Below are 17,821 nucleotides of genomic sequence, written 5' to 3' on the forward strand. Positions count from 1 at the left end.
GGGGGGACGCTATGACCAGTATCGAAATCCGCAACGAGGGCATGCGCATCGGCGGCGAGGCCGTTTTCACCGAAGCAACCGTGCCGGTCCGCTACCCCTATACCGGCGAGGTGGTCGGCACCGTGCCGGCGGGGCAGGCGGAACACGCCCGCATGGCGTTTGAGATTGCGGCAAACTACAGGCCCAAGCTCACCCGCTATGAGCGCAGCCGAATTCTGCAGCGGGCTGGCGAGCTGATCGGCGAGAAGCGCGGCTGGCTGGCCGAATGGCTGGTGCTGGAGCTGGGCATCAGCCGCCAGCATGCGATCTATGAGACCAAGCGGGCGCAGGACGTCTTCCAGTTTGCGGCGGCAGAGGCGCTGAAGGATGATGGCGAGATCTTCTCCTGCGACCTGACCCACAACGGCAAGGCGCGTAAGATCTTCACCAAGCGCGAGCCGGTCCGGGCGATCTCGGCCATTACCCCTTTCAACCACCCTCTGAACATGGTCAGCCACAAGGTCGCGCCCGCGATTGCCACCAACAACTGCATGGTCTGCAAGCCGACGGAGCTGACGCCGCTGACCTGCATCGCGCTGGCCGATATCCTCTATGAAGCGGGGCTGCCGCCGGAGATGTTCCAGGTGGTGACCGGCTGGCCGCAGGACATCGGTGATGAGATGATCACCAACGGCAATATCGACATCATCACCTTCACCGGCGGCGTGCCGGTGGGCAAGATGATCGCCGAAAAGGGCGTCTACAAGCGGCAGGCGCTGGAGCTGGGGGGCAACGACCCGCTGATCGTGCTGAATGACCTCAGCGATGGCGACCTGGACAAGGCTGCGGCGATTGCCGTGGCCGGCGCCACCGGCAATTCCGGCCAGCGCTGCACCGCCATCAAGCGCATCTTGGTGCAGGAAAGCGTTGCGGACCGCTTCGTGCCCATGGTGCTGGAGAAGGCGCGTAAGATCAGGTTCGGCGATCCGCAGGACCCTGAAACGGAACTGGGCTGCGTGATCCATGAACAGGCGGCCGAACTGTTCGAGAACCGGGTGTTGCAGGCGGAACGGGAGGGTGCCGAAATCCTCTATCACCCCGGCCGCCAGGGGGCGCTGCTGCCGCCGATCGTCGTGGACAAGGTGCCGCACGGCAGCGAACTGGTGATGGAGGAGACCTTTGGCCCGATCATCCCGATCGTGCGGGTGCCGGATGACGACGCAGAGGTGATGCGGATCTCAAACTCCACCCAGTTCGGCCTGTCTTCGGGCGTCTGCACCAACGATCTGAACCGGGCGATTGCCTTTATCAACGGGCTGGACGTCGGCACCTGCAACATCTGGGAGCAGCCCGGCTACCGCATCGAAATGTCCCCGTTCGGCGGCATCAAGGACAGCGGCAACGGCGTCAAGGAAGGGGTGATCGAGGCGATGAAGTTCTTCACCAATGTGAAGACCTATTCGCTGCCCTGGCCGGACTGACCCCCGCCCTAGGCCGGGCCCGCGCCCCGCACCGCCGCTCAAAGCCGGTCCAGCACCTTCTGCGCGCTGTCCAGGTATTCCTGCTGCCGCGACCCGGACATCCTGTCCCAGGTGCTGTAGGCCCGCTTCAGGCGGGGATTGTTGCGCAGCCTGTCCCGGTTGCGCACCAGAAAATCCCAGTAAAGCGGGTTGAACGGGCAGGCGTCCTCGCCGGTTTTCTTCGACACGCTGTAGCGGCAGCCCGCGCAATGGTCGGACATCTTGTTGATGTAATTGCCGCTGGCGGCATAGGGTTTCGACCCCAGCAGGCCGCCGTCGGCATACTGGCTCATGCCGATCACATTGGGGGCCTCCACCCATTCATAGGCGTCAGCGTAAACCGCCAGATACCATTCGTGCACCTGATGCGGGTCGACGCCTGCCAGCATGGCGAAGTTTCCCGTCACCATCAGCCGCTGGATGTGATGCGCATAGGCCTCGTCGCGGGTTTGACTGACCGCGGCCGCCACGCAGGCCATGTCCGTCTCAGCCGTCCAGTAGAAGCCGGGCAGGGGGCGGGTGGCCTTCAGAAAGTTCTGTTCGGTATAGCCCGGCATGTTGCGCCAGTAGATCCCGCGCACATATTCGCGCCAGCCGATGATCTGGCGGATGAACCCCTCGGCCGCATTGAGGGGGGCATCGCCCTCGTAATAGGCCCGCTCCACCCGGCGGCAGACCTCCAGCGGCTCCAGCAGACCCGCGTTGATGTACTGCGACAGGACGGAGTGGTAGAGAAACTTCTCCCCCTCCAGCATCGCATCCTGATAGTCGCCGAAATCCGGCAGCGCCTCCCCGGCGAAGCGCTCCAGTGCCGCCAGCGCATCCTCGCGGGTCACCGCAAACCAGAACGGGCGCAGGGTGCCGAAGTGATCGCCGAACTGCTCCTCCACCAGATCCAGAACCTCCTCCGTGATCTCATCCGGGGTGGTTTGCGGCGGCCTTGGCAGCGTCAGGCCGACTTCGGCGGGCTTGCGGTTTTCGTGGTCGAAGTTCCATTGGCCGCCCTCCGGCTCATCGCCGTCCATCAGCAGCCCGGTTTCGCGGCGCATCTCGCGGTAGAAATACTCCATCCGCAGCTGTTTGCGCCCCTCGGCCCATTCGCCAAACCGATCGTGGGAGCACAGGAACCGGCTGTCCTGCAGCATATTCAGGGGAATTTCCGCCGCCTCCGCCCAGTCCTGAAGGGCAGTTTTCAGCCGGTATTCGCCGGGCTCGGTCACAACCGCGCGGGCAACCGCATGCGCCGCGCGCAGCCGGTCGATCTCGCCAGTCAGGCTGCCGGTGTTTTCCGGGTCGTCCAGCCGCACGTAATGCACCTGCCAGCCGTCCTCCATTAGTGCCTTGGCAAAGTGGCGCATTGCCGAAAACAGGAACGCGATCTTCTTCTTGTGGTGCTGGACATAGCCGGCTTCCTCCGCAACTTCCGCCATCAGGACGATGTCGCGGTCAGGGTCTGCGTCCTTGAGCGCGGCGATGTTGCGGTTGAGCTGATCGCCCAGAATGAGGATGAGGCTGCGGCCGCCGGACTGATCGTCAGAGGAGGTCATCGGGTGTCACCGCAGGGCTTAGCTGGCAGGCCGCATGGTGGCGACCAGCTCCGCAACCTTGAGGCCGAATTTGCGCATCTCGGACTTGTTCATGATCACCCCGTCCGCGGTGAGATACAGCCAGTCGGTGGCTTTAAGGGTGTGCCCGCCAGCGCTTTCGGGCAGGATGATCTCGTAGGTCAGCTGCACGGTGGCGCCGGACACGATGCCCTGCGCCTCTCCAGCCAGGTCATCGGCGGTGGCGGTGAAGGTATTGCCGGGCCCAAGGGTGAGGAACCATTTGCGGCTTTGGGTGACGCCGTTGGAATAGGTGAACTCTTCGCTCAGCGTGCCGGTATCGCCGTCCCATTCGCCCACCATTTTGGCGGTGAAGCTGTTGGCCATCTTGCCGGTGGGGCCGAAAATCACCCCTTCCGACAGGATCTCGCCGGACAGGTGCTTGGTCAGGATGAACTGCGGGCCGGTGTCCGCGTAATCCTGCGGCGACTGGAAGCGGAAGCTGAACAGGTAGGTTTTCGCGATCATCACAAGCACGATGAGGGCGAGGGCGAGGGTCAGGAGTTTCATGCGGTTGCTCTTTCTGATGGCAGCGTCAGGGCAAAGGCGAAGGCGGCGGTTTTCAAAACGCAGGGCAGGACGGCATAGGCCAGGGCCAGGGCGCTCAGCGCCTGCGGGCTGTTGTCTGCCCCGGGCTGGAAGCCCTGCTGCTCCAGCAGCGGCAGCGCCAGGGCGGCGGCCAGCGCCAGCGCCAGCTTGCCGGCAAAGGACCAGATCCCGAAGGCAGCGGAGGCGTTGAGGCCCGCGCGGGTCAGCGCGATGCTGAACATGGCGGGAAGCAGCACCATGTCAGCGCCCAGGGTGGCGCCCGATACCGCGCAGATCACCGCAAAGCCCAGCAGACTGCCCGGCCCCATAAAGGCTGCGCCGGCAAAGCTGGCAATGGCCAGCGGCATGGCGATCAGCAAGGTTTGTTTCGCGCCGATCCGCTGGCTGAGGCGCGCCCACAGCGGCACGCTGAGCCCGGCGCAGAGAAAAAACAGCACCAGCAGCGGCCCTGCGTAGGCGGGCAGGTTCAGCCGGTCCTCGACAAAGAACAGGAACAGGGTGGAGGTCAGCGCCACCGGCAGGCTGTTGAGCACTGCCAGCGCCAGCAGGCGCACCGCGCCGGCCTGGGTCAGCGCCATCGCCGACAGCGGCTGCCCGGTGACGGCCGGTCGCCTCCACATGGGCCGGGTGGCCGCAGCGGTCAGCAGGGCAAAGCCGCCGAGGGTCAGGCCAAAGGCGGCATAGCCCTGTCCCGCGGCTCCGAGCGCCACAAGAACCGCTGGCGCGATGGCGGCAAAGATCACGCCGCTGAGCATCCCCGCCTCGCGGAAGGCGGCCAGCGTCATCAGCTCGCGCGGGGTGGATTGTTTGGCCAGCGTGGCACTGCGGCCATAAAGCAGGATCATGCCAAGGCTGTAGGCCGAGAACAGCAAGAGCAGGATCAAGACCAGCTTAGGCACCACCAGCGGGCCTGCTGTCAGGCCAAACAGCAGCGGAAAGCCGACGGCCAGACCGCCTGCCGCCGCCAGCGCAAACCAAAGCTGCGCCTGCGGCCAGCGGTCGATGGCCCAGCCGATCAGCGGGTCCTGAACCAGATCGAACAGGCGGATCAACAGCAGGATGCCGCCAAGCGCCCCCAGGCCGATCCCCAAATTCACCGAGGCAAATTGCGGCAGGTGAATATAAAGCGGGATCCCCGCCGAGGCGAGCATCATCGCATAGAGGCTGACGCGGGGATACAGCATCATCAGCCCAGCAGCGCGCGGGTGAACCGGGCGGAGCGGGTGTTTGCGCCGACAAAGATCGACATGAAACCGCGCTTGATGCCGGGCTGGCTCAGGGTGCAGGCGGTGCGCCCGTTACGCAGGAATTTCACCCGGTCCGGCCCCTGGCTGACGGCGAGATACCGGTCGCCGGGGGAGACGGCCTGGAAACAGGCCTCAAACCGGGCGCGGGCCGGGGCGGGCTGCCCCAGGCGCCGCATTTCGCGCAGGGTGGCTTCGACCAGATCGTCCTGGCTCAGCCTGCGCTGATAGGTGAGCTCAATTCCGAAATCCTGCGACCAGTCCAGCGGAGCCGCGCCAGGCGTGAACAGCCGCGCCTGATAGACCGGCAGGCCCAGCAGCCGGAAGGTGGCAACGCCGCGCTGTTCGGCCCCCGGCAGCAGCGACTGTACAGAGGAGGCAAAGCCGACGGCCGGGACCGCAAGAAAACAGAGGGTCAGCAACAGCTTACGCATGGGCCAGCTCCACCTGCACCACGTTGGTGTGGCCGATGGCAAAGGAGGCGGCGCAGATCTCCAGATAGTACTGCCAGTTGCGGAAGAACGCCTCGCCGTGTCCCAGTTCCGCGATCCGGCGCTTCTGCGCGGCCAGTCGCTCTGCCCAGATCCGGCAGGTGCGGGCGTAATCCTGGCCAAAGGCGAAACTGTCCGCGACCTGCAGCCCGGCGGATCTTGCCTGCTGCGCGATCATCTGGTCGGACAGCAGCATGCCGCCGGGAAAGACATACTGGCGGATATAGTCGGAGGAGGTGCGGTAGGTCGGGAAGAAGTCATCGCGCACCGTGATCGCCTGCAGCAGCACCCGGCCGCCTTCGGCCAGGCTGCTTTTGAGCTTGGCGAAGTAGCTGGGCCAATACCGCTCTCCCACGGCCTCGATCATCTCGATGGAGACGATGCTGGAGAACTTGCCCTCGATATCGCGGTAATCGCGCAGCTGGATGTCGGCGCGCCCGTCCAGGCGGCTTTCGGCATAGCTGTGCTGGTTGCGGGAGATGGTGACGCCGGTCACATTGCGGCCTTCGGCACTGGCCTGTTCGGCAAAGCCGCCCCAGCCGCAGCCGATCTCCAGCACCTGTTCGCCCTCGCCCAGCCGTGACAGGATGCGGGCGTTCTTGCGGGTCTGCGCCTGCGCCAGGTCGTCGCCCTCCGCCCCGAACAGGCCGGAGGAATAGGTCATGCCGTCGTCCAGCCACAGCTGGTAGAACTCATTGCCAACATCGTAATGGGCGCGGATGTTCTTGCGCGCGCCGCGTTTGGAATTGGCCCGCAGCAGGGTGTCGACGATACGGAACTTGGCGCGGTTCAGCGGGCTGGCCTGATCGTAGCTGCCCAGGTGATCCCGGTTGCGCATCGCCAGCTGCATCAGGGCATCGACCGACGGGGTGTCCCACAAGCCCTGCACATAGGTCTCGCCCAGACCGACCTGGCCGTGCGCCGCCATCGCGGAAACCGCGGCCCAGTCGTTGATCTGCATTTCAGCCTCGGGGCCGCTGTCGCCGAATTCATACCGTGCGCCATCCGGGGTGCGCAGCGTCAGCCGGCCCTCACGCAGTCTCGCGCAGGTGTCCAGGAATTCCGACTGAAGGGCTTTGTCCGTGAATGCCATGATCTGTTCCTTTGACCGGAGAGGAGGTGAGAGAGTTCATCATGCGGACAATCCGCATGGCGCTGGCGATGCCGTCTTCGTGAAAGCCGTGGCGGTTGTAGGCACCGGCGAACCAGGTCCGGTTCTGCCCCTGCATCGCCCGGATCTGGTGCTGCGCACGCAGCGCCGCCTTGTCGAAGACCGGGTGCGAGAATTCCACCGTGTCATAGACCCTCTCCGCGGGAATGGGACGGGTCGGGTTCAGGGTCACGAACAGCGGGTCGCTTTCGGGGATGTTTTGCAGGCGGTTCATCCAGTAGGTGACGCCGACGCCGCCGTCCTGGCTGCGGTAGGCCCAGCTGGACCAGCAGCTGCGCCGCTTGGGCATCTGGCCTTCGTCGCAATGCAGAACCGCCGTGTTCGGCTGATAGCGGATCGCCCCCAGCGCTGCGGCCTCGGCCGGTGTGGCATCTGCCCCCAGAATGGCCAGCGCCTGATCGGAATGGCAGGCAAGGATGATGTCATCGAACAGGCGCGGGTCTGCGCCCTCTGCCTGCACCAAAACGCCGCCCGCCTGCCGGGTGACCTGCCGGATCGGGCTGCCGGTGCGGATCTCGCAGCCGCGCGCAACCAGCGCCGCCTCCAGCCGGCGGACGTATTCGATGCTGCCGCCCTTGACCGTCCACCACTGGTGCTTGCCGGTGCCCGCCAGCAGCGCGTGGTTGCGGAAGAAACGGACCAGCGACTTGGCCGGAAAGGCATCGACGTCGGTGACCGGGGTCGACCAGATCGCGCCGCACATCGGCATTAGGTAATGGTCGCGGAACCAGCTGCCCAGGCCCAGTTCCTCCACCAGTTCGCCAATGGTCTTGTCGTCATCGGTGGCGGCGGCCTCGGCCCGTTTTCCGAAACGCACGATGTCCGCGACCATCTTGTGAAACTGCGGGCGCACCAGATTGCGCTTCTGCGCCGCCAGCATCCGCAGGCTGTTCAGCCCGTATTCCAGGCGGCCGTTGTCGATGCTGGCGCAAAAGCTCATCTCGCTTTTGATCACCGGCACGTCGAGCTCGCGGAACAGCCGGGTGAGGTAAGGGTAGGTGACATAGTTGAACACGATGAAGCCGGTATCGACCGGCTGATCGCCGTTCTTGCCCGCCAGAACCGTGCGGGCATGGCCGCCCAGCCGGGGCGCGGCCTCAAACAAGGTGACGTCATGGCTGCCAGCCAGATAATACGCCGCGGACAGTCCGGAAATGCCGCCTCCCGCGATGGCGATCTTGCGGCGTGGCCCCTGAGTTTGATCCAGCATGCGTCGGTTTTCCCTTGCTGTTGTTTGGACCGGATACGCCGCAGGCAAGAAAGCGGATCACCGCATTCGCGATAAAACTGTGCGTGCGGGTGATCCGGGGCGGCGGCGGCTGCGTAACCTGTGCATGATTGAGCATGTTTCAGCACAGACGTTTCATGCCCGCCGGGGGCGGCTGAAGAACGCCTTCCGCTATGGGGTGGATTATATTCTGACCGACATGACCCGCGGCGCGCCGCCGCTGCTGTCGCGCAACCGCTTCAACCTGTTTTCGATCCACGACCGGCGTCACGGCGGCCCGCGCGGCCGCGGCCGCGGCCTCCTGTGGTTCCGGGAGGAGCTGGAGCGGCGCGGCTTTCCCTTGGAGGGCGCCCATCTGATGCTGCTGACCCAGCCGAGCTTCCTGTGGTTCCATTTCAATCCGGTGAGTTTCTGGATTGCGGTCAGGGACGGCAGTCCGCGCGCCTTCATTGCGGAGGTGAACAACACCTTCGGCCACCGCCACTGCTATTTCGCGGCGCATCCGGATTTCCGCCCGATCCTGCACAGCGATGTGATCGAGGCGGAGAAGCTGATGCATGTCTCGCCGTTTCAGCAGGTCGCGGGGCGCTACCGGTTCAACTTCGGGATGACGGAACAGGCGTTCAATATCCGGATTTCCTATACCAACGGGGCCGAGGGTGTGCTTGCCACGCTGGAGGGGGCGCGCCGCCCGGTGACATCCGGCGGCCTGCTGCGCGCCGCGCTGCGCAGGCCCTTCGGGGCGGCCCGCGTGGTGGCGCTGATTTACTGGCAGGCGCTCAGGCTTTGGATCAAGCGGGCGCCGTTCCTGCGCAAGCCGCCACCGCCAAAGCCGCTGATTTCCGACAGTTCGACATTTTCCGGAGGCGGAGCATGACAGATTTTGCAGGCAAGACCATCTGGCTGGTCGGGGCCAGTCACGGGCTGGGGCGCGCGGTGGCGCAGAAGCTGGACCAGGAGGGGGCCCGGCTGATTTTGTCGGCGCGGTCCGAAGACGCGCTGGAGGAGCTGGCAGGCGAGCTGACACAGGCGCAGGCGGTGCCGCTGGATGTGACCGATGCGGAGTCGGTCGCAGAGGCTTACCGCCGGGCCGGGCCGGTGGATGCGCTGGTCTACAACGCCGGCGCCTACGAGCCGATGCGGACCCAGAATTGGGATGCGGACGCGGTGCTGGGGATGAGCGATGTGAACTTCACCGGGGCGCTGCGGGTGCTGGGGCAGATCGTGCCGGAGTTCGTGAAGGCCGGGCGCGGCGATATCACCCTGGTCGGGTCCTTGGCGGGCTACCGGGGGCTGCCGGCCTCCATCGGCTATGGCGCCAGCAAGGCGGCGCTGATCAGCCTGGCGGAAACGATGCGCCTTGACCTGAGGGACAGCGGCGTCACCGTCCGCGTGGTCAATCCGGGCTTCATCAAAACCCGTCTGACGGACAAGAACAGCTTTAAGATGCCGCAGCTGATGGAGCCTGAGGAGGCCGCCGGGCACGTGGTGTCCGCGATGCGCTCGCGCCGGTTCCGGACGGATTTCCCGCGCCCGTTTTCCTATGCGATCCGGGCGTTTGAGCTGCTGCCCGACTGGCTGGTCTACCGCGGCAAATAAGCCGGGCCGCCGCACGGGCGGCGTCCCGGCGTGCGGGCCTCAGATCCGGAACAGCGGCTGCAGCAGGCGCGGCATCAGCGCCTTGAACCGCAGCGGCGCGTCGGTGGCCGCCAGGCAGATGCAGGGATCGCCGGGATCTGCAACCGGCGTGTGATCCAGGTCTTCGTCGCCGATTTCGACATCGCCCACACCAAACCGCCCGGTCTCGTCGCTGAAGCTGCCCTGCAGCACCAGCGTCAGCTCCAGCCCGTTGTGGCTGTGATCCGGCACCGCCTGCCCCGCAGGGATATACAGCAGCCGGGCGGATCCCGCCGCATCTTCGAACAGGATGTCCTGTTTCACCCCCATGCCCAGTGTCTTCCAGCGCAGCGGCCGCCCTTTCAGCGACTGCATCACCGGCCCGGGGTAGATTCCGGCAGCGTCATACACCGGCTCCGGCGCTGCGGGGGCGTCCAGCCGCGCCATCAGTTTCGGCTTTGCGTCCTGCGCCAAGGCCGCGCAAGCGGACGTTTCCAGCAGCGCGCCCCCAACCGCCTGATGCGCGCCAAGCGCCGCCTGGCAGTCGCGGCAATAGGACAGGTGGCTGGCGACAACCATGGAATAGGCGTGCGGCAGGCTGCCGGACGCATAGGCCGCGATCATCGGATCGGGGATGTGATGTGTGATTGCAGGCATTCAACGCAATCCTTTTAGTTCCTTGCGCAGCCGCCCAAGGCCAAGGCGGATACGCGACTTTACTGTTCCCAAGGGCAAGCCCGTCTGGGTGCTGATCTCCTGATGGGTCAAATCCCCGATATAGGCCTTTTCGATCATCTCCTTCTGATCGGGGTGAAGCTGCTGGATCGCTTGCTTCAGGTGCAGGGCCTCTTGCTCCAAAGCAAGGATCTGGCTGGCGTCGGGCTCGGTTCCGGGATCCTCGCCCAGTTCATCGGGCACCGGCCGGCTTTCCTTGCGGACGATATCTATATGGCGGTTGCGGGCGATCTGGTAGATCCACGCCGACGCCTGCGCCTTGTGCGGGTCAAACATCGCCGCCTTGCGCCAGATCGTCAGCATGACGTCCTGAACAATCTCCTCGGCCAGGGCAGGCCGCGCGCCGCAGCGGATGATGAACCCTTTGAGGCGCGGGGCCAGGAAATCGAACATGTCGCCGAACGCCGCGCGGTCCCGATGGTCGCGCACAGCCAGAAGCCAGACGGTCAGCTGCGAATAGGTTTTGTCTTTTGACACTACTGCTTTGCCCTCAGGGGATGCCCGAAGCACAGCGGTATTCCCGGGCGGCCTATCCAAGTTTAGTGTCAGCATAGTCCGGTTACGGAGCGCTGGGAAAGTTGGATCACGGGCTGCTGCAATTTTTACGCGGGGCAGATGCCGTCCGCCCAGGCAAACTGATCCGCCTGCGGCAGCGGCGCGTAACCGCTGCAAACGGTTTTCAGGAAAGTGACTGCTTATGCGCAATATTGTTGTCAGCGGCGGGTCCGGGGCGATCGGGTCAGCCTTTGTCGGCGAACTGGCCCGCAAATACCCGCACGCCCGCATCCACAGCCTGTCGCGCAACCCGGATGCCCCCGTCCCGGAGGGCGTGCATAGGCTGCAGGTGGATTATCTGGACGAGGAAAGCCTGAAAGCCGCGGCAGAACAGGTCGCCAAGGCGGGCGCGGTTGATCTGATGATCGTGGCGGGGGGAATCCTGCATCAGGGGGATATGATGCCGGAAAAGTCGCTGCGGGAGCTGAGCGCCGAAAAACTCCTGGCGCTGTTCACCGCCAACACGGTCGCCCCGGCCCTGACCGCCAAGCATTTCCTGCCGCTGCTGCCGCGGGACCGGCGGGGGGTCTTCGCCGCCCTGTCCGCCCGGGTCGGCAGTATCTCAGACAACCATCTGGGCGGCTGGTACTCCTACCGGGCGTCCAAGGCCGCCCTGAACATGATCATCCGCAATGCCGCGATCGAAATCCGCCGCCGCAACCCGCAGGCCATTGCCGCCGGGCTGCATCCCGGCACGGTGGAAAGCGGCCTGTCTCAGCCCTTCCTGCGCAACGTCGCCCCGGAGAAACGCTTCTCGCCGCAGTATGCGGTGTCCCGGATGCTGGATGTGATCACCACCCTGACACCTGAGCACAGCGGCCAGTGTTTCGCCTGGGACGGCAGCCTTATCGACCCCTGACCGGCCGCCAGCGCCAGATCTGCCCCGAAGGCCTGTCCCGGGGGCTTATGGCGGGGGCGTGGTCGAGGGCTGGCACCCCCGTCGCGGAAGCGGAGCTCAAATTTCTGGCACAAGGCCGCCGTCTGCCTGGCCGTATGCGGCAGGCATCGCCGCAAATGCGCACTCTGGGTAAAAAACATTTCCGGAAAATAAAAAATGTCTTTGTGATGCGCCTTCTTCCTCGCATCATTCTCTTGAGACCAGATGAGTCCGCACATCGGCCCTGATCTGGTGCGCTGAACACCGGCCCGCCCCGCCTGTCGCGGCTGCGCACGCCGGGAGACAAAAAGCCGAGGCAACACACTCGGCAAAAATGGCAATGAACCGGGAGGAAAATTCAAATGTCATTGGACGTGAGCACAATATTTGCTCAGCAAGTCACTCTGAACTCGCTGGTGCAGAACATTCTGTACGCATCGGGGATCGTCGGGGCAATCCTGGTGGTTGTCGGGCTTCTGCTGATCGACGCGGGCACCGCGCGCCGCAGGAACCTGTTCAACTCGACCATCGAAAAGACGCTGGGCTTCTTCCTCGGCTTTGCCACCTACTACATCATCGGGTTCGGCCTGTGGGCCGGGCAGTATTACATCATGGAAGGCGCGACCATGATGGATTCCATCAATGACTGGTGGCTGGGCGGCGCGATGACAAACGCCCTGGCGCACCATACCGATCCGGGGACCTTTCCGGGGCTGAACACCTTCCAGATCTTCATCTTCTTCCTGGCGGTGTTTGCCGGGATCATCAACATCCTGCTGCACTTCGCGGTGTCCGAGCGGATGAAGGCCCCGGCCTATTTCATCACCTGCATCGTGGCGACCGTTGTGTCCTCGGCGCTCAGCTGGGCAACCTGGGGGTCGGTCGGGCCGCTGACCAATGCGGGCTTCCATGACTTCTTCGGCGTTGGCTTTGTGTATCTGTTCCCTGCGGGCATGGCGCTGGTGTTCACGCCGAAACTGGGCGCGCGCCCCGGCATGATGGCACCGCACCCGCGGATCTCGGCCTATCTGGCGCCCAGCATCGGCCTGTGCGCGCCGGGCCTTTTGCTGATCTTTGCGGGCCTGCCGATGGTGATCCTGTCCTGCCTGTTCTTCTTTGATCCCGAAGCACTGGCGGTCAGCGTCACCATGGCCGACACCAGCGTCGGCATCGCAATCAACAACTATGCGATGGTCTGGGCCGGCGGCGCGATCACCGGCCTGCTGATTGCCTATTCGACCGGCAAATACGCCTATACCCTGCTTGGCCCTCTGGCGGGCTATGTCGCCGGGGCGTCGGGTTTCGATGTCTACCTGCCCTGGCAGGCTTTCATCGTTGGCCTTGCGGCGCCGTTTGTGGCCTACGCGGTGTATGAGTTCACGCTGAAGCGCGGCATTGACGAGCATAAGCTGTTCCCGCTGTTCCTGGGCGCCGGCGTCTTCGGAATGATCGTGCTGGGGATTTTCAAGGCTGGCACTCCGCGCGGCGGCTACTTCGGCATCGAGGAGGGCGCCTATGCGTTCCAGCACGGGGAAATCTCGCTGGTGATGCAACTGGCGGGCACGGCTGCCTGCATCGGCACCGGCGTGGTCACGGCGCTGATCCTGTCCTTCATCCTGGAGCGCACCGTGGGCCTGCGGGTGCATGAGGACGACCAGATCGAGGGCCTGGACGGCAAGATATGGGATCTGGAGCCTGACGTGCTCACCCATGCGGACAGCGCGCAGAACGCCTGATCCCGCCCGCACCCGCAAAGGCTCCGGCATCTGCCGGAGCCTTTTTTCATGACCGGGCCGGCTCCCGCCCGGGCATCAAAGATGCGTGGTCAGCTTGTAGCCCGGCGCAAAGTACAGTTTGGCCAGCGTCACCGGGCTGCCGCGCAGCCAGGTGATCCGTTCCGCGGTGAACACAGGATCCCCGAGAGGCGCATCCAGAAACTCCGCCACCGATTGATCCGCCTTGGTGGCCATGAAGCTCAGCTCCAGATTGGTGAACGGCACTTTCTGCACCAGCCAGTCATTCGGGCCTGACTGCGAAAAATCCGCCTCCAGGATCTCCGGCACGCTGTCCGGGATCACCCAGCGGACCTCGTACTGAAAGGGCGCATTGTCCGCATAATGCATGCACCTGACATGCAGCACCTCCTGGCCCTGCGGCAGATCAAGCCGCGCCGACAGCCAGGCCGGGGCGGCGGCCACGCTGCGCTCCACCAGCGCATAGCGGTACTCCGCGCCGGTTCCGGCAATCTCATCCCGCACCAGCGGGATCGAGAACTGCGCCTTGCGCACCGGCGAATTCAGCACCCTTGTGCCCGCCTTGCGCTTGCGTTCCAGGAAGCCTTCCTCCGCCAGCTCCCGCAGCGCCCGGTTGACGGTGGTGCGGGTGCTGGAAAACTCCTCTGCCAGCTCGGTCTCGCTCGGCAGCAGGCTGTCGGGTGCCCAGATCCGGTTCTGGATCCGGTCAAGAACGACCTGCTTGATATCCCGGTAGCTCATGTTCTGGCGCGGTGCTGCCATGGTGCCTCTCAGGGTCATAAAGAAATTTATCACCTATAAGAATACACATAATCCCCGGGCAGGGAAGCGGCATCCGTCCCTGCGGCCTGGGCGCGCGGGCAGGGGGGGCTTGCCGGGCGTCAGCCGCTCAGAACCACTGACCGGGTTCCATCAGCCCCAGATCCAGCAACTGGCGCGAGTGCCACTCGAACGGCGCGGAATTGTGCCAGCGGAAGGTTGCGATATCAAAGGTGGAGCCGGGATTGCGCTTCAGCGCCTTGGCGGTGCGGAAGGAGCAGACGGCAGCGGTCAGGTTGTGATGCCAGGGGCAGGCATAGGTGTTGTATTCCTGATCGTTGAAAATATGGCCCTGCTGCAGCTTCAGCCCCGGTTTGGCCCGGAACAGCGAAATCCGGTCGATCTTGCGGCTGGCCGGGGGGATGTGCTCCTCGAACCGCCAGCGCACGCCGCCGAAAAAGTCCAGCTGCCGCTCGTACGGGTGGCCGGTTGCGGGGTCGACGCGCGACTGCGCGTAATAGCCGGACTTGTCCAGATGGGCATTTTCCAGCGACACCGCACCGGGGCAGCTGTCCAGATCGCCCGCGTAAAGATCAATCACATAGCTGAGCATCGCATCGCGCCGCTCCTCGGTGTGAAAGGTCAGCATCTCGCCGATGCTGCGGGTTTCGCAGAACGGATAGAACAGGTATTCCGCATTGTAGCAGTAATAGAGCCAGCAGCCCGGCTGCGCCGCCGCAATCACCGCGTTGACAGCCTCGGTGACCGCGCCCTCCGGCCCGCAGTCAAACGGCACCCGGTGCACCTTGGCGCGCACGTCCTGCGGCAGGTCGAAGGCATCCGGCATCAGCGCGGCCACCGTTGTGAAGCCGCATTGCAGGTGGTGGCGCAGGGTGGTTGCAATCTCCACCTCATCCTCGATGAACACCAGCGCCACCGGGCCTTTGGCCAAGAGCACCTTGCCCTGCTTCAGGAAATCCTCCAGCGAAGAATGCATCATGCCCGTCTGCCCCTGCCTTTCTGGCCTTTGCGGCCAAAATCGGGTAATTCCGGCATCATTGCAAGCACCGGCATTTGCCTGTATGGCAGGCCGCTGACCCCGGATCAGGCTAAAAGGCTGAGACTCATGAGCGCCCCGAAAAAGCTTTTTATCAAGACTTATGGCTGTCAGATGAATGTCTATGACAGCGAACGCATGGCCGAAGCGCTGGGCGGCGAGGGCTATGTCGAGACCAAATCCGCCGACGACGCCGACATGATCCTGCTGAACACCTGCCACATCCGGGAAAAGGCGGCGGAAAAGGTCTATTCCGAACTGGGCCGCTTCAAGGGGCTGAAAGCGCAGAAGCCGGACCTGAAAATCGGTGTCGCGGGCTGCGTCGCCCAGGCCGAGGGCGAGGAGATCATGCGCCGCCAGCCGCTGGTCGATCTGGTGGTCGGCCCGCAAAGCTATCACCGGCTGCCGGAGATGGAAGCGAAGACCCGCGCGGGGCAGAAGGTGCTGGACACCGATTTCCCCGAGGAAGACAAGTTCGAGAAGCTGAAGAACCGCCCCAAGGCCAAGCGCGGCCCGACCGCGTTTCTGACCGTGCAGGAAGGCTGCGACAAGTTCTGCGCCTTCTGCGTGGTGCCCTATACCCGCGGCGCCGAAGTGTCGCGCCCGGCGGACCGCATCCTGCGCGAAGCCCAGGACCTGGTGGAGCGCGGCGTGCGCGAGATCACTCTTTTGGGGCAGAATGTGAACGCCTACCACGGCGCCGGCCCCAACGGCGACCTGACCCTGGCGCAGCTGATCTGGGAGCTGGACAAGATCGACGGGCTGGAGCGCATCCGCTTCACCACTTCCCACCCCAATGACATGCAGGACGACCTGATCGAGGCGCATGGCACCTGCGCCAAGCTGATGCCCTATCTGCACCTGCCGGTGCAGGCGGGCTCCGACAAGATCCTCAAGCGGATGAACCGCTCGCACACCGCCGAAAGCTACATCCGGCTGATCGAGCGCATCCGCGCGGCGCGTCCTGACATCCTGATCTCCGGCGATTTCATCGTCGGCTTCCCGGAAGAAACCGAAGAGGACTTCCAGGCCACCATGGACCTGGTGGAAGAGGTGAAATACGGCACCGCCTATTCCTTCAAGTACTCGACCCGTCCCGGCACCCCGGCGGCGGAGCGCGCGCAGGTCGACCCCGCTGCGGCAGACGAACGGCTTCAGCGCCTGCAAGCCCTGCTCACCCGGCAGCAGCGCGAAGTGCAGGACAGTATGGTCGGCCGCGAGGTTGGCGTGCTGTTTGAGAAGCCCGGCCGCCTGCCGGGCCAGATGGTGGGCAAATCCGATTACCTCCACGCCGTCCACGTCGCCGATTGCAACCGGGACGCCGGAGAGCTGGCGCGGGTCCGGATCGTCTCCTCGGGCGCAAACTCCCTGGCGGGCGAACTGATCGGCTAAGCCTGCCGCCGCAACAGTGAATCTCTTGCGGCGGGCCGGTTTCTGCAGGCCCGCCGCGGCCCTTCGGGCGCGGGCCGGGCGTATTCTTTCCGCACTTCCTTCTGCAACAATCCGCTCCGCGTGCGCCCGGTATCCGTGGCGCACAATCAACGCACGCGGAAAAAAAGAGAAATTTAACAGGTATACCGTATCAAGTTCAGATAGTTCTGCTGCCAAGCCTGAGCGGTGGGCACCAACGCGGCTCACACCCTAAGGAACTGAGGTGAAGGAAATCTGGTTGTGTCGATAATCAAATTGAACAAGGTGATTGCGCTGGCTGCCGCTGCCACGGCCGCGCTCAGCATCGCCGCCGCGCCCGTCGGCGCGCAGTCGCAGCAGCGGACAATCAAGGGCGAACGCTACGTGCCCACCATCTGGGTCGACCCGGACGGCTGCGAGCATTGGGTGATGGACGATGGCGCCGAGGGCTTCATGACGCCGCATGTCACCCCCGACGGCAAGCCGGTCTGCCGCCGCGGCAGCATCTGCGGCGTGATGCCGTCCGACCAGTTCTTTGCCACCAACAAGCACCAGATCAATGCCGCTGGCCGCAAGCGCCTGACCGAATTCTTCCAGAAGGCCCAGTCGAACGGCGCCCGCTCCTTTGTGATTGCCGGGCACACCGACAGCCGCGCCTCGGACGAATACAACATCGGCCTGTCGCAGCGCCGCGCCAATGCGGTGGCACAGGTGGCCCGTTCGGCGGGCGCACATGTCAACGACATCCGCGCCTACGGCGAGCGTGAGCCGCAGGTGCCCAACACCAGCGCCGCCAACATGGCAAAGAACCGCCGTGTCGAAATCTATTGCCTGCGCTGAGGGGAGAGTGACGATGACAGCAATGAAAACCGCCATCCTCCTTGCCGCCGCCGCCGCAGTTTCGGCCTGTGCCACGGGCTCCGACAAAGGCCGCGACGGGCATTTCGGCGATGGCAGCTCCTCGACCCTGTCGAACATGACCGCAGGCATCTGGGTCGACCCCAATGGCTGCGAGCATTGGATCATTGATGACGGCCTGGAAGGCTATGCCGACCTGCGCCGCACGCCCGATGGCAAGCCGGTCTGCAACAGCAACCTGCCGCGCAATGTGGCAACCGGCGCGTTCAAAAACGGCTCGACCCTCTGGGATCCGATCTGACCGCGGCAGACATGCGCCGCCCGCAGCCGTCCCTCTCGGGGCGGCTGTTTTGTTTCAATTGAGTGAATTTCCGCTGCTCATGCTTGCGCAAACGGAACGGGGGCGGCAAACT

General features: G+C 64.5%; 18 protein-coding genes. 8 read left to right on the forward strand and 10 right to left on the reverse strand.

What is annotated here, in order from left to right; genetic code table 11:
* The first annotated feature begins 11 nt into the window (after positions 1-11).
* Positions 12-1,460 (forward strand): phosphonoacetaldehyde dehydrogenase, encoded by a 1,449-nt coding sequence (phnY, locus tag DAEP_RS0117280; protein WP_027245544.1) that lies wholly within the window; start codon positions 12-14, stop codon positions 1,458-1,460.
* Between the two features lie 38 nt (positions 1,461-1,498).
* Here phnY and DAEP_RS0117285 read toward each other — a convergent pair whose 3' ends face one another.
* From DAEP_RS0117285 to DAEP_RS0117310, 6 genes are read right to left on the reverse strand one after another with little or no spacing between them, the layout of a single operon-like run.
* Positions 1,499-3,046, reverse strand: coding sequence for a cryptochrome/photolyase family protein (locus DAEP_RS0117285; protein WP_027245545.1), 1,548 nt, complete (start codon positions 3,044-3,046; stop codon positions 1,499-1,501).
* Between the two features lie 18 nt (positions 3,047-3,064).
* Positions 3,065-3,613, reverse strand: a complete 549-nt coding sequence (locus DAEP_RS0117290; RefSeq protein WP_027245546.1) for a DUF3833 family protein — start codon at positions 3,611-3,613, stop codon at positions 3,065-3,067.
* Positions 3,610-4,836 carry an MFS transporter gene (locus tag DAEP_RS0117295; RefSeq protein WP_027245547.1) on the reverse strand — a complete coding sequence of 409 codons (1,227 nt, stop codon included), beginning with the start codon at positions 4,834-4,836 and terminating at the stop codon, positions 3,610-3,612. The genes DAEP_RS0117290 and DAEP_RS0117295 overlap by 4 nt, the downstream gene beginning before the upstream one ends.
* Before the next feature lie 2 nt (positions 4,837-4,838).
* On the reverse strand, positions 4,839-5,330 hold the full coding sequence (locus DAEP_RS0117300) for a hypothetical protein (RefSeq protein WP_027245548.1): 492 nt from the start codon (positions 5,328-5,330) through the stop codon (positions 4,839-4,841).
* On the reverse strand, positions 5,323-6,480 hold the full coding sequence (locus DAEP_RS0117305) for an SAM-dependent methyltransferase (protein ID WP_027245549.1): 1,158 nt from the start codon (positions 6,478-6,480) through the stop codon (positions 5,323-5,325). The genes DAEP_RS0117300 and DAEP_RS0117305 overlap by 8 nt, the downstream gene beginning before the upstream one ends.
* Positions 6,419-7,768, reverse strand: a complete 1,350-nt coding sequence (locus tag DAEP_RS0117310) for an NAD(P)/FAD-dependent oxidoreductase (protein WP_027245550.1) — start codon at positions 7,766-7,768, stop codon at positions 6,419-6,421. The genes DAEP_RS0117305 and DAEP_RS0117310 overlap by 62 nt, the downstream gene beginning before the upstream one ends.
* Before the next feature lie 124 nt (positions 7,769-7,892).
* Between DAEP_RS0117310 and DAEP_RS0117315 the strand changes: the two genes are divergently transcribed.
* Positions 7,893-8,663: a DUF1365 domain-containing protein gene (locus tag DAEP_RS0117315; protein WP_027245551.1), complete on the forward strand. Its 771-nt coding sequence runs from the start codon at positions 7,893-7,895 to the stop codon at positions 8,661-8,663.
* Positions 8,660-9,385, forward strand: a complete 726-nt coding sequence (locus DAEP_RS0117320) for an SDR family NAD(P)-dependent oxidoreductase (protein ID WP_027245552.1) — start codon at positions 8,660-8,662, stop codon at positions 9,383-9,385. Before DAEP_RS0117315 ends, DAEP_RS0117320 begins: the two co-directional genes overlap by 4 nt.
* A gap of 39 nt (positions 9,386-9,424) precedes the next feature.
* Here DAEP_RS0117320 and DAEP_RS0117325 read toward each other — a convergent pair whose 3' ends face one another.
* Both DAEP_RS0117325 and DAEP_RS0117330 read right to left on the reverse strand, forming a co-directional pair.
* Positions 9,425-10,060: a ChrR family anti-sigma-E factor gene (locus tag DAEP_RS0117325; RefSeq protein WP_008555851.1), complete on the reverse strand. Its 636-nt coding sequence runs from the start codon at positions 10,058-10,060 to the stop codon at positions 9,425-9,427.
* Entirely contained in the window at positions 10,061-10,615 is a 555-nt protein-coding gene (locus DAEP_RS0117330; protein WP_027245553.1) for a sigma-70 family RNA polymerase sigma factor, read from the reverse strand.
* A 220-nt stretch (positions 10,616-10,835) separates the two neighbouring features.
* On the opposite strand from DAEP_RS0117330, the gene DAEP_RS0117335 reads away from it, so the two are divergent.
* The gene (locus DAEP_RS0117335; RefSeq protein WP_027245554.1) at positions 10,836-11,552 is read left to right on the forward strand and encodes an SDR family NAD(P)-dependent oxidoreductase; all 717 of its coding nucleotides are present in this window, start codon (positions 10,836-10,838) and stop codon (positions 11,550-11,552) included.
* 380 nt (positions 11,553-11,932) lie between these two features.
* Complete coding sequence (locus tag DAEP_RS0117340; RefSeq protein ID WP_027245555.1) at positions 11,933-13,306, forward strand: ammonium transporter; 1,374 nt, start codon at positions 11,933-11,935, stop codon at positions 13,304-13,306.
* A 75-nt stretch (positions 13,307-13,381) separates the two neighbouring features.
* Here the strand turns inward: DAEP_RS0117340 and DAEP_RS0117345 are convergent, their stop codons facing one another.
* Both DAEP_RS0117345 and DAEP_RS0117350 read right to left on the reverse strand, forming a co-directional pair.
* The gene (locus DAEP_RS0117345; protein WP_245595113.1) at positions 13,382-14,065 is read right to left on the reverse strand and encodes a histidine utilization transcriptional repressor HutC; all 684 of its coding nucleotides are present in this window, start codon (positions 14,063-14,065) and stop codon (positions 13,382-13,384) included.
* A 148-nt stretch (positions 14,066-14,213) separates the two neighbouring features.
* The gene (locus DAEP_RS0117350; protein ID WP_027245557.1) at positions 14,214-15,083 is read right to left on the reverse strand and encodes a glycosyltransferase family 2 protein; all 870 of its coding nucleotides are present in this window, start codon (positions 15,081-15,083) and stop codon (positions 14,214-14,216) included.
* Between the two features lie 126 nt (positions 15,084-15,209).
* Between DAEP_RS0117350 and miaB the strand changes: the two genes are divergently transcribed.
* The 3 genes from miaB to DAEP_RS0117365 all read left to right on the forward strand — a co-directional run bounded on the left by miaB (position 15,210) and on the right by DAEP_RS0117365 (position 17,709).
* Positions 15,210-16,532 carry a tRNA (N6-isopentenyl adenosine(37)-C2)-methylthiotransferase MiaB gene (gene miaB, locus DAEP_RS0117355; protein ID WP_027245558.1) on the forward strand — a complete coding sequence of 441 codons (1,323 nt, stop codon included), beginning with the start codon at positions 15,210-15,212 and terminating at the stop codon, positions 16,530-16,532.
* Positions 16,533-16,811: 279 nt separating this feature from the next.
* Positions 16,812-17,390, forward strand: a complete 579-nt coding sequence (locus DAEP_RS0117360; protein WP_036760809.1) for an OmpA family protein — start codon at positions 16,812-16,814, stop codon at positions 17,388-17,390.
* Between the two features lie 13 nt (positions 17,391-17,403).
* Positions 17,404-17,709 carry a hypothetical protein gene (locus DAEP_RS0117365; protein WP_008558037.1) on the forward strand — a complete coding sequence of 102 codons (306 nt, stop codon included), beginning with the start codon at positions 17,404-17,406 and terminating at the stop codon, positions 17,707-17,709.
* Positions 17,710-17,821: the final 112 nt, after the last annotated feature.

It is taken from the genome of Leisingera daeponensis DSM 23529, from assembly GCF_000473145.1.
Lineage (GTDB): Bacteria > Pseudomonadota > Alphaproteobacteria > Rhodobacterales > Rhodobacteraceae > Leisingera > Leisingera daeponensis.

Coding starts and splice junctions, on each gene's coding strand:
- phnY (WP_027245544.1), top strand. CDS start 12: ATGACCAGTATCGAAATCCGCAACGAGGGCATGCGCATCGGCGGCGAG.
- DAEP_RS0117285 (WP_027245545.1), bottom strand. CDS start 3,046: ATGACCTCCTCTGACGATCAGTCCGGCGGCCGCAGCCTCATCCTCATT.
- DAEP_RS0117290 (WP_027245546.1), bottom strand. CDS start 3,613: ATGAAACTCCTGACCCTCGCCCTCGCCCTCATCGTGCTTGTGATGATC.
- DAEP_RS0117295 (WP_027245547.1), bottom strand. CDS start 4,836: ATGCTGTATCCCCGCGTCAGCCTCTATGCGATGATGCTCGCCTCGGCG.
- DAEP_RS0117300 (WP_027245548.1), bottom strand. CDS start 5,330: ATGCGTAAGCTGTTGCTGACCCTCTGTTTTCTTGCGGTCCCGGCCGTC.
- DAEP_RS0117305 (WP_027245549.1), bottom strand. CDS start 6,480: ATGGCATTCACGGACAAAGCCCTTCAGTCGGAATTCCTGGACACCTGC.
- DAEP_RS0117310 (WP_027245550.1), bottom strand. CDS start 7,768: ATGCTGGATCAAACTCAGGGGCCACGCCGCAAGATCGCCATCGCGGGA.
- DAEP_RS0117315 (WP_027245551.1), top strand. CDS start 7,893: ATGATTGAGCATGTTTCAGCACAGACGTTTCATGCCCGCCGGGGGCGG.
- DAEP_RS0117320 (WP_027245552.1), top strand. CDS start 8,660: ATGACAGATTTTGCAGGCAAGACCATCTGGCTGGTCGGGGCCAGTCAC.
- DAEP_RS0117325 (WP_008555851.1), bottom strand. CDS start 10,060: ATGCCTGCAATCACACATCACATCCCCGATCCGATGATCGCGGCCTAT.
- DAEP_RS0117335 (WP_027245554.1), top strand. CDS start 10,836: ATGCGCAATATTGTTGTCAGCGGCGGGTCCGGGGCGATCGGGTCAGCC.
- DAEP_RS0117340 (WP_027245555.1), top strand. CDS start 11,933: ATGTCATTGGACGTGAGCACAATATTTGCTCAGCAAGTCACTCTGAAC.
- DAEP_RS0117345 (WP_245595113.1), bottom strand. CDS start 14,065: ATGAGCTACCGGGATATCAAGCAGGTCGTTCTTGACCGGATCCAGAAC.
- DAEP_RS0117350 (WP_027245557.1), bottom strand. CDS start 15,083: ATGATGCATTCTTCGCTGGAGGATTTCCTGAAGCAGGGCAAGGTGCTC.
- miaB (WP_027245558.1), top strand. CDS start 15,210: ATGAGCGCCCCGAAAAAGCTTTTTATCAAGACTTATGGCTGTCAGATG.
- DAEP_RS0117365 (WP_008558037.1), top strand. CDS start 17,404: ATGACAGCAATGAAAACCGCCATCCTCCTTGCCGCCGCCGCCGCAGTT.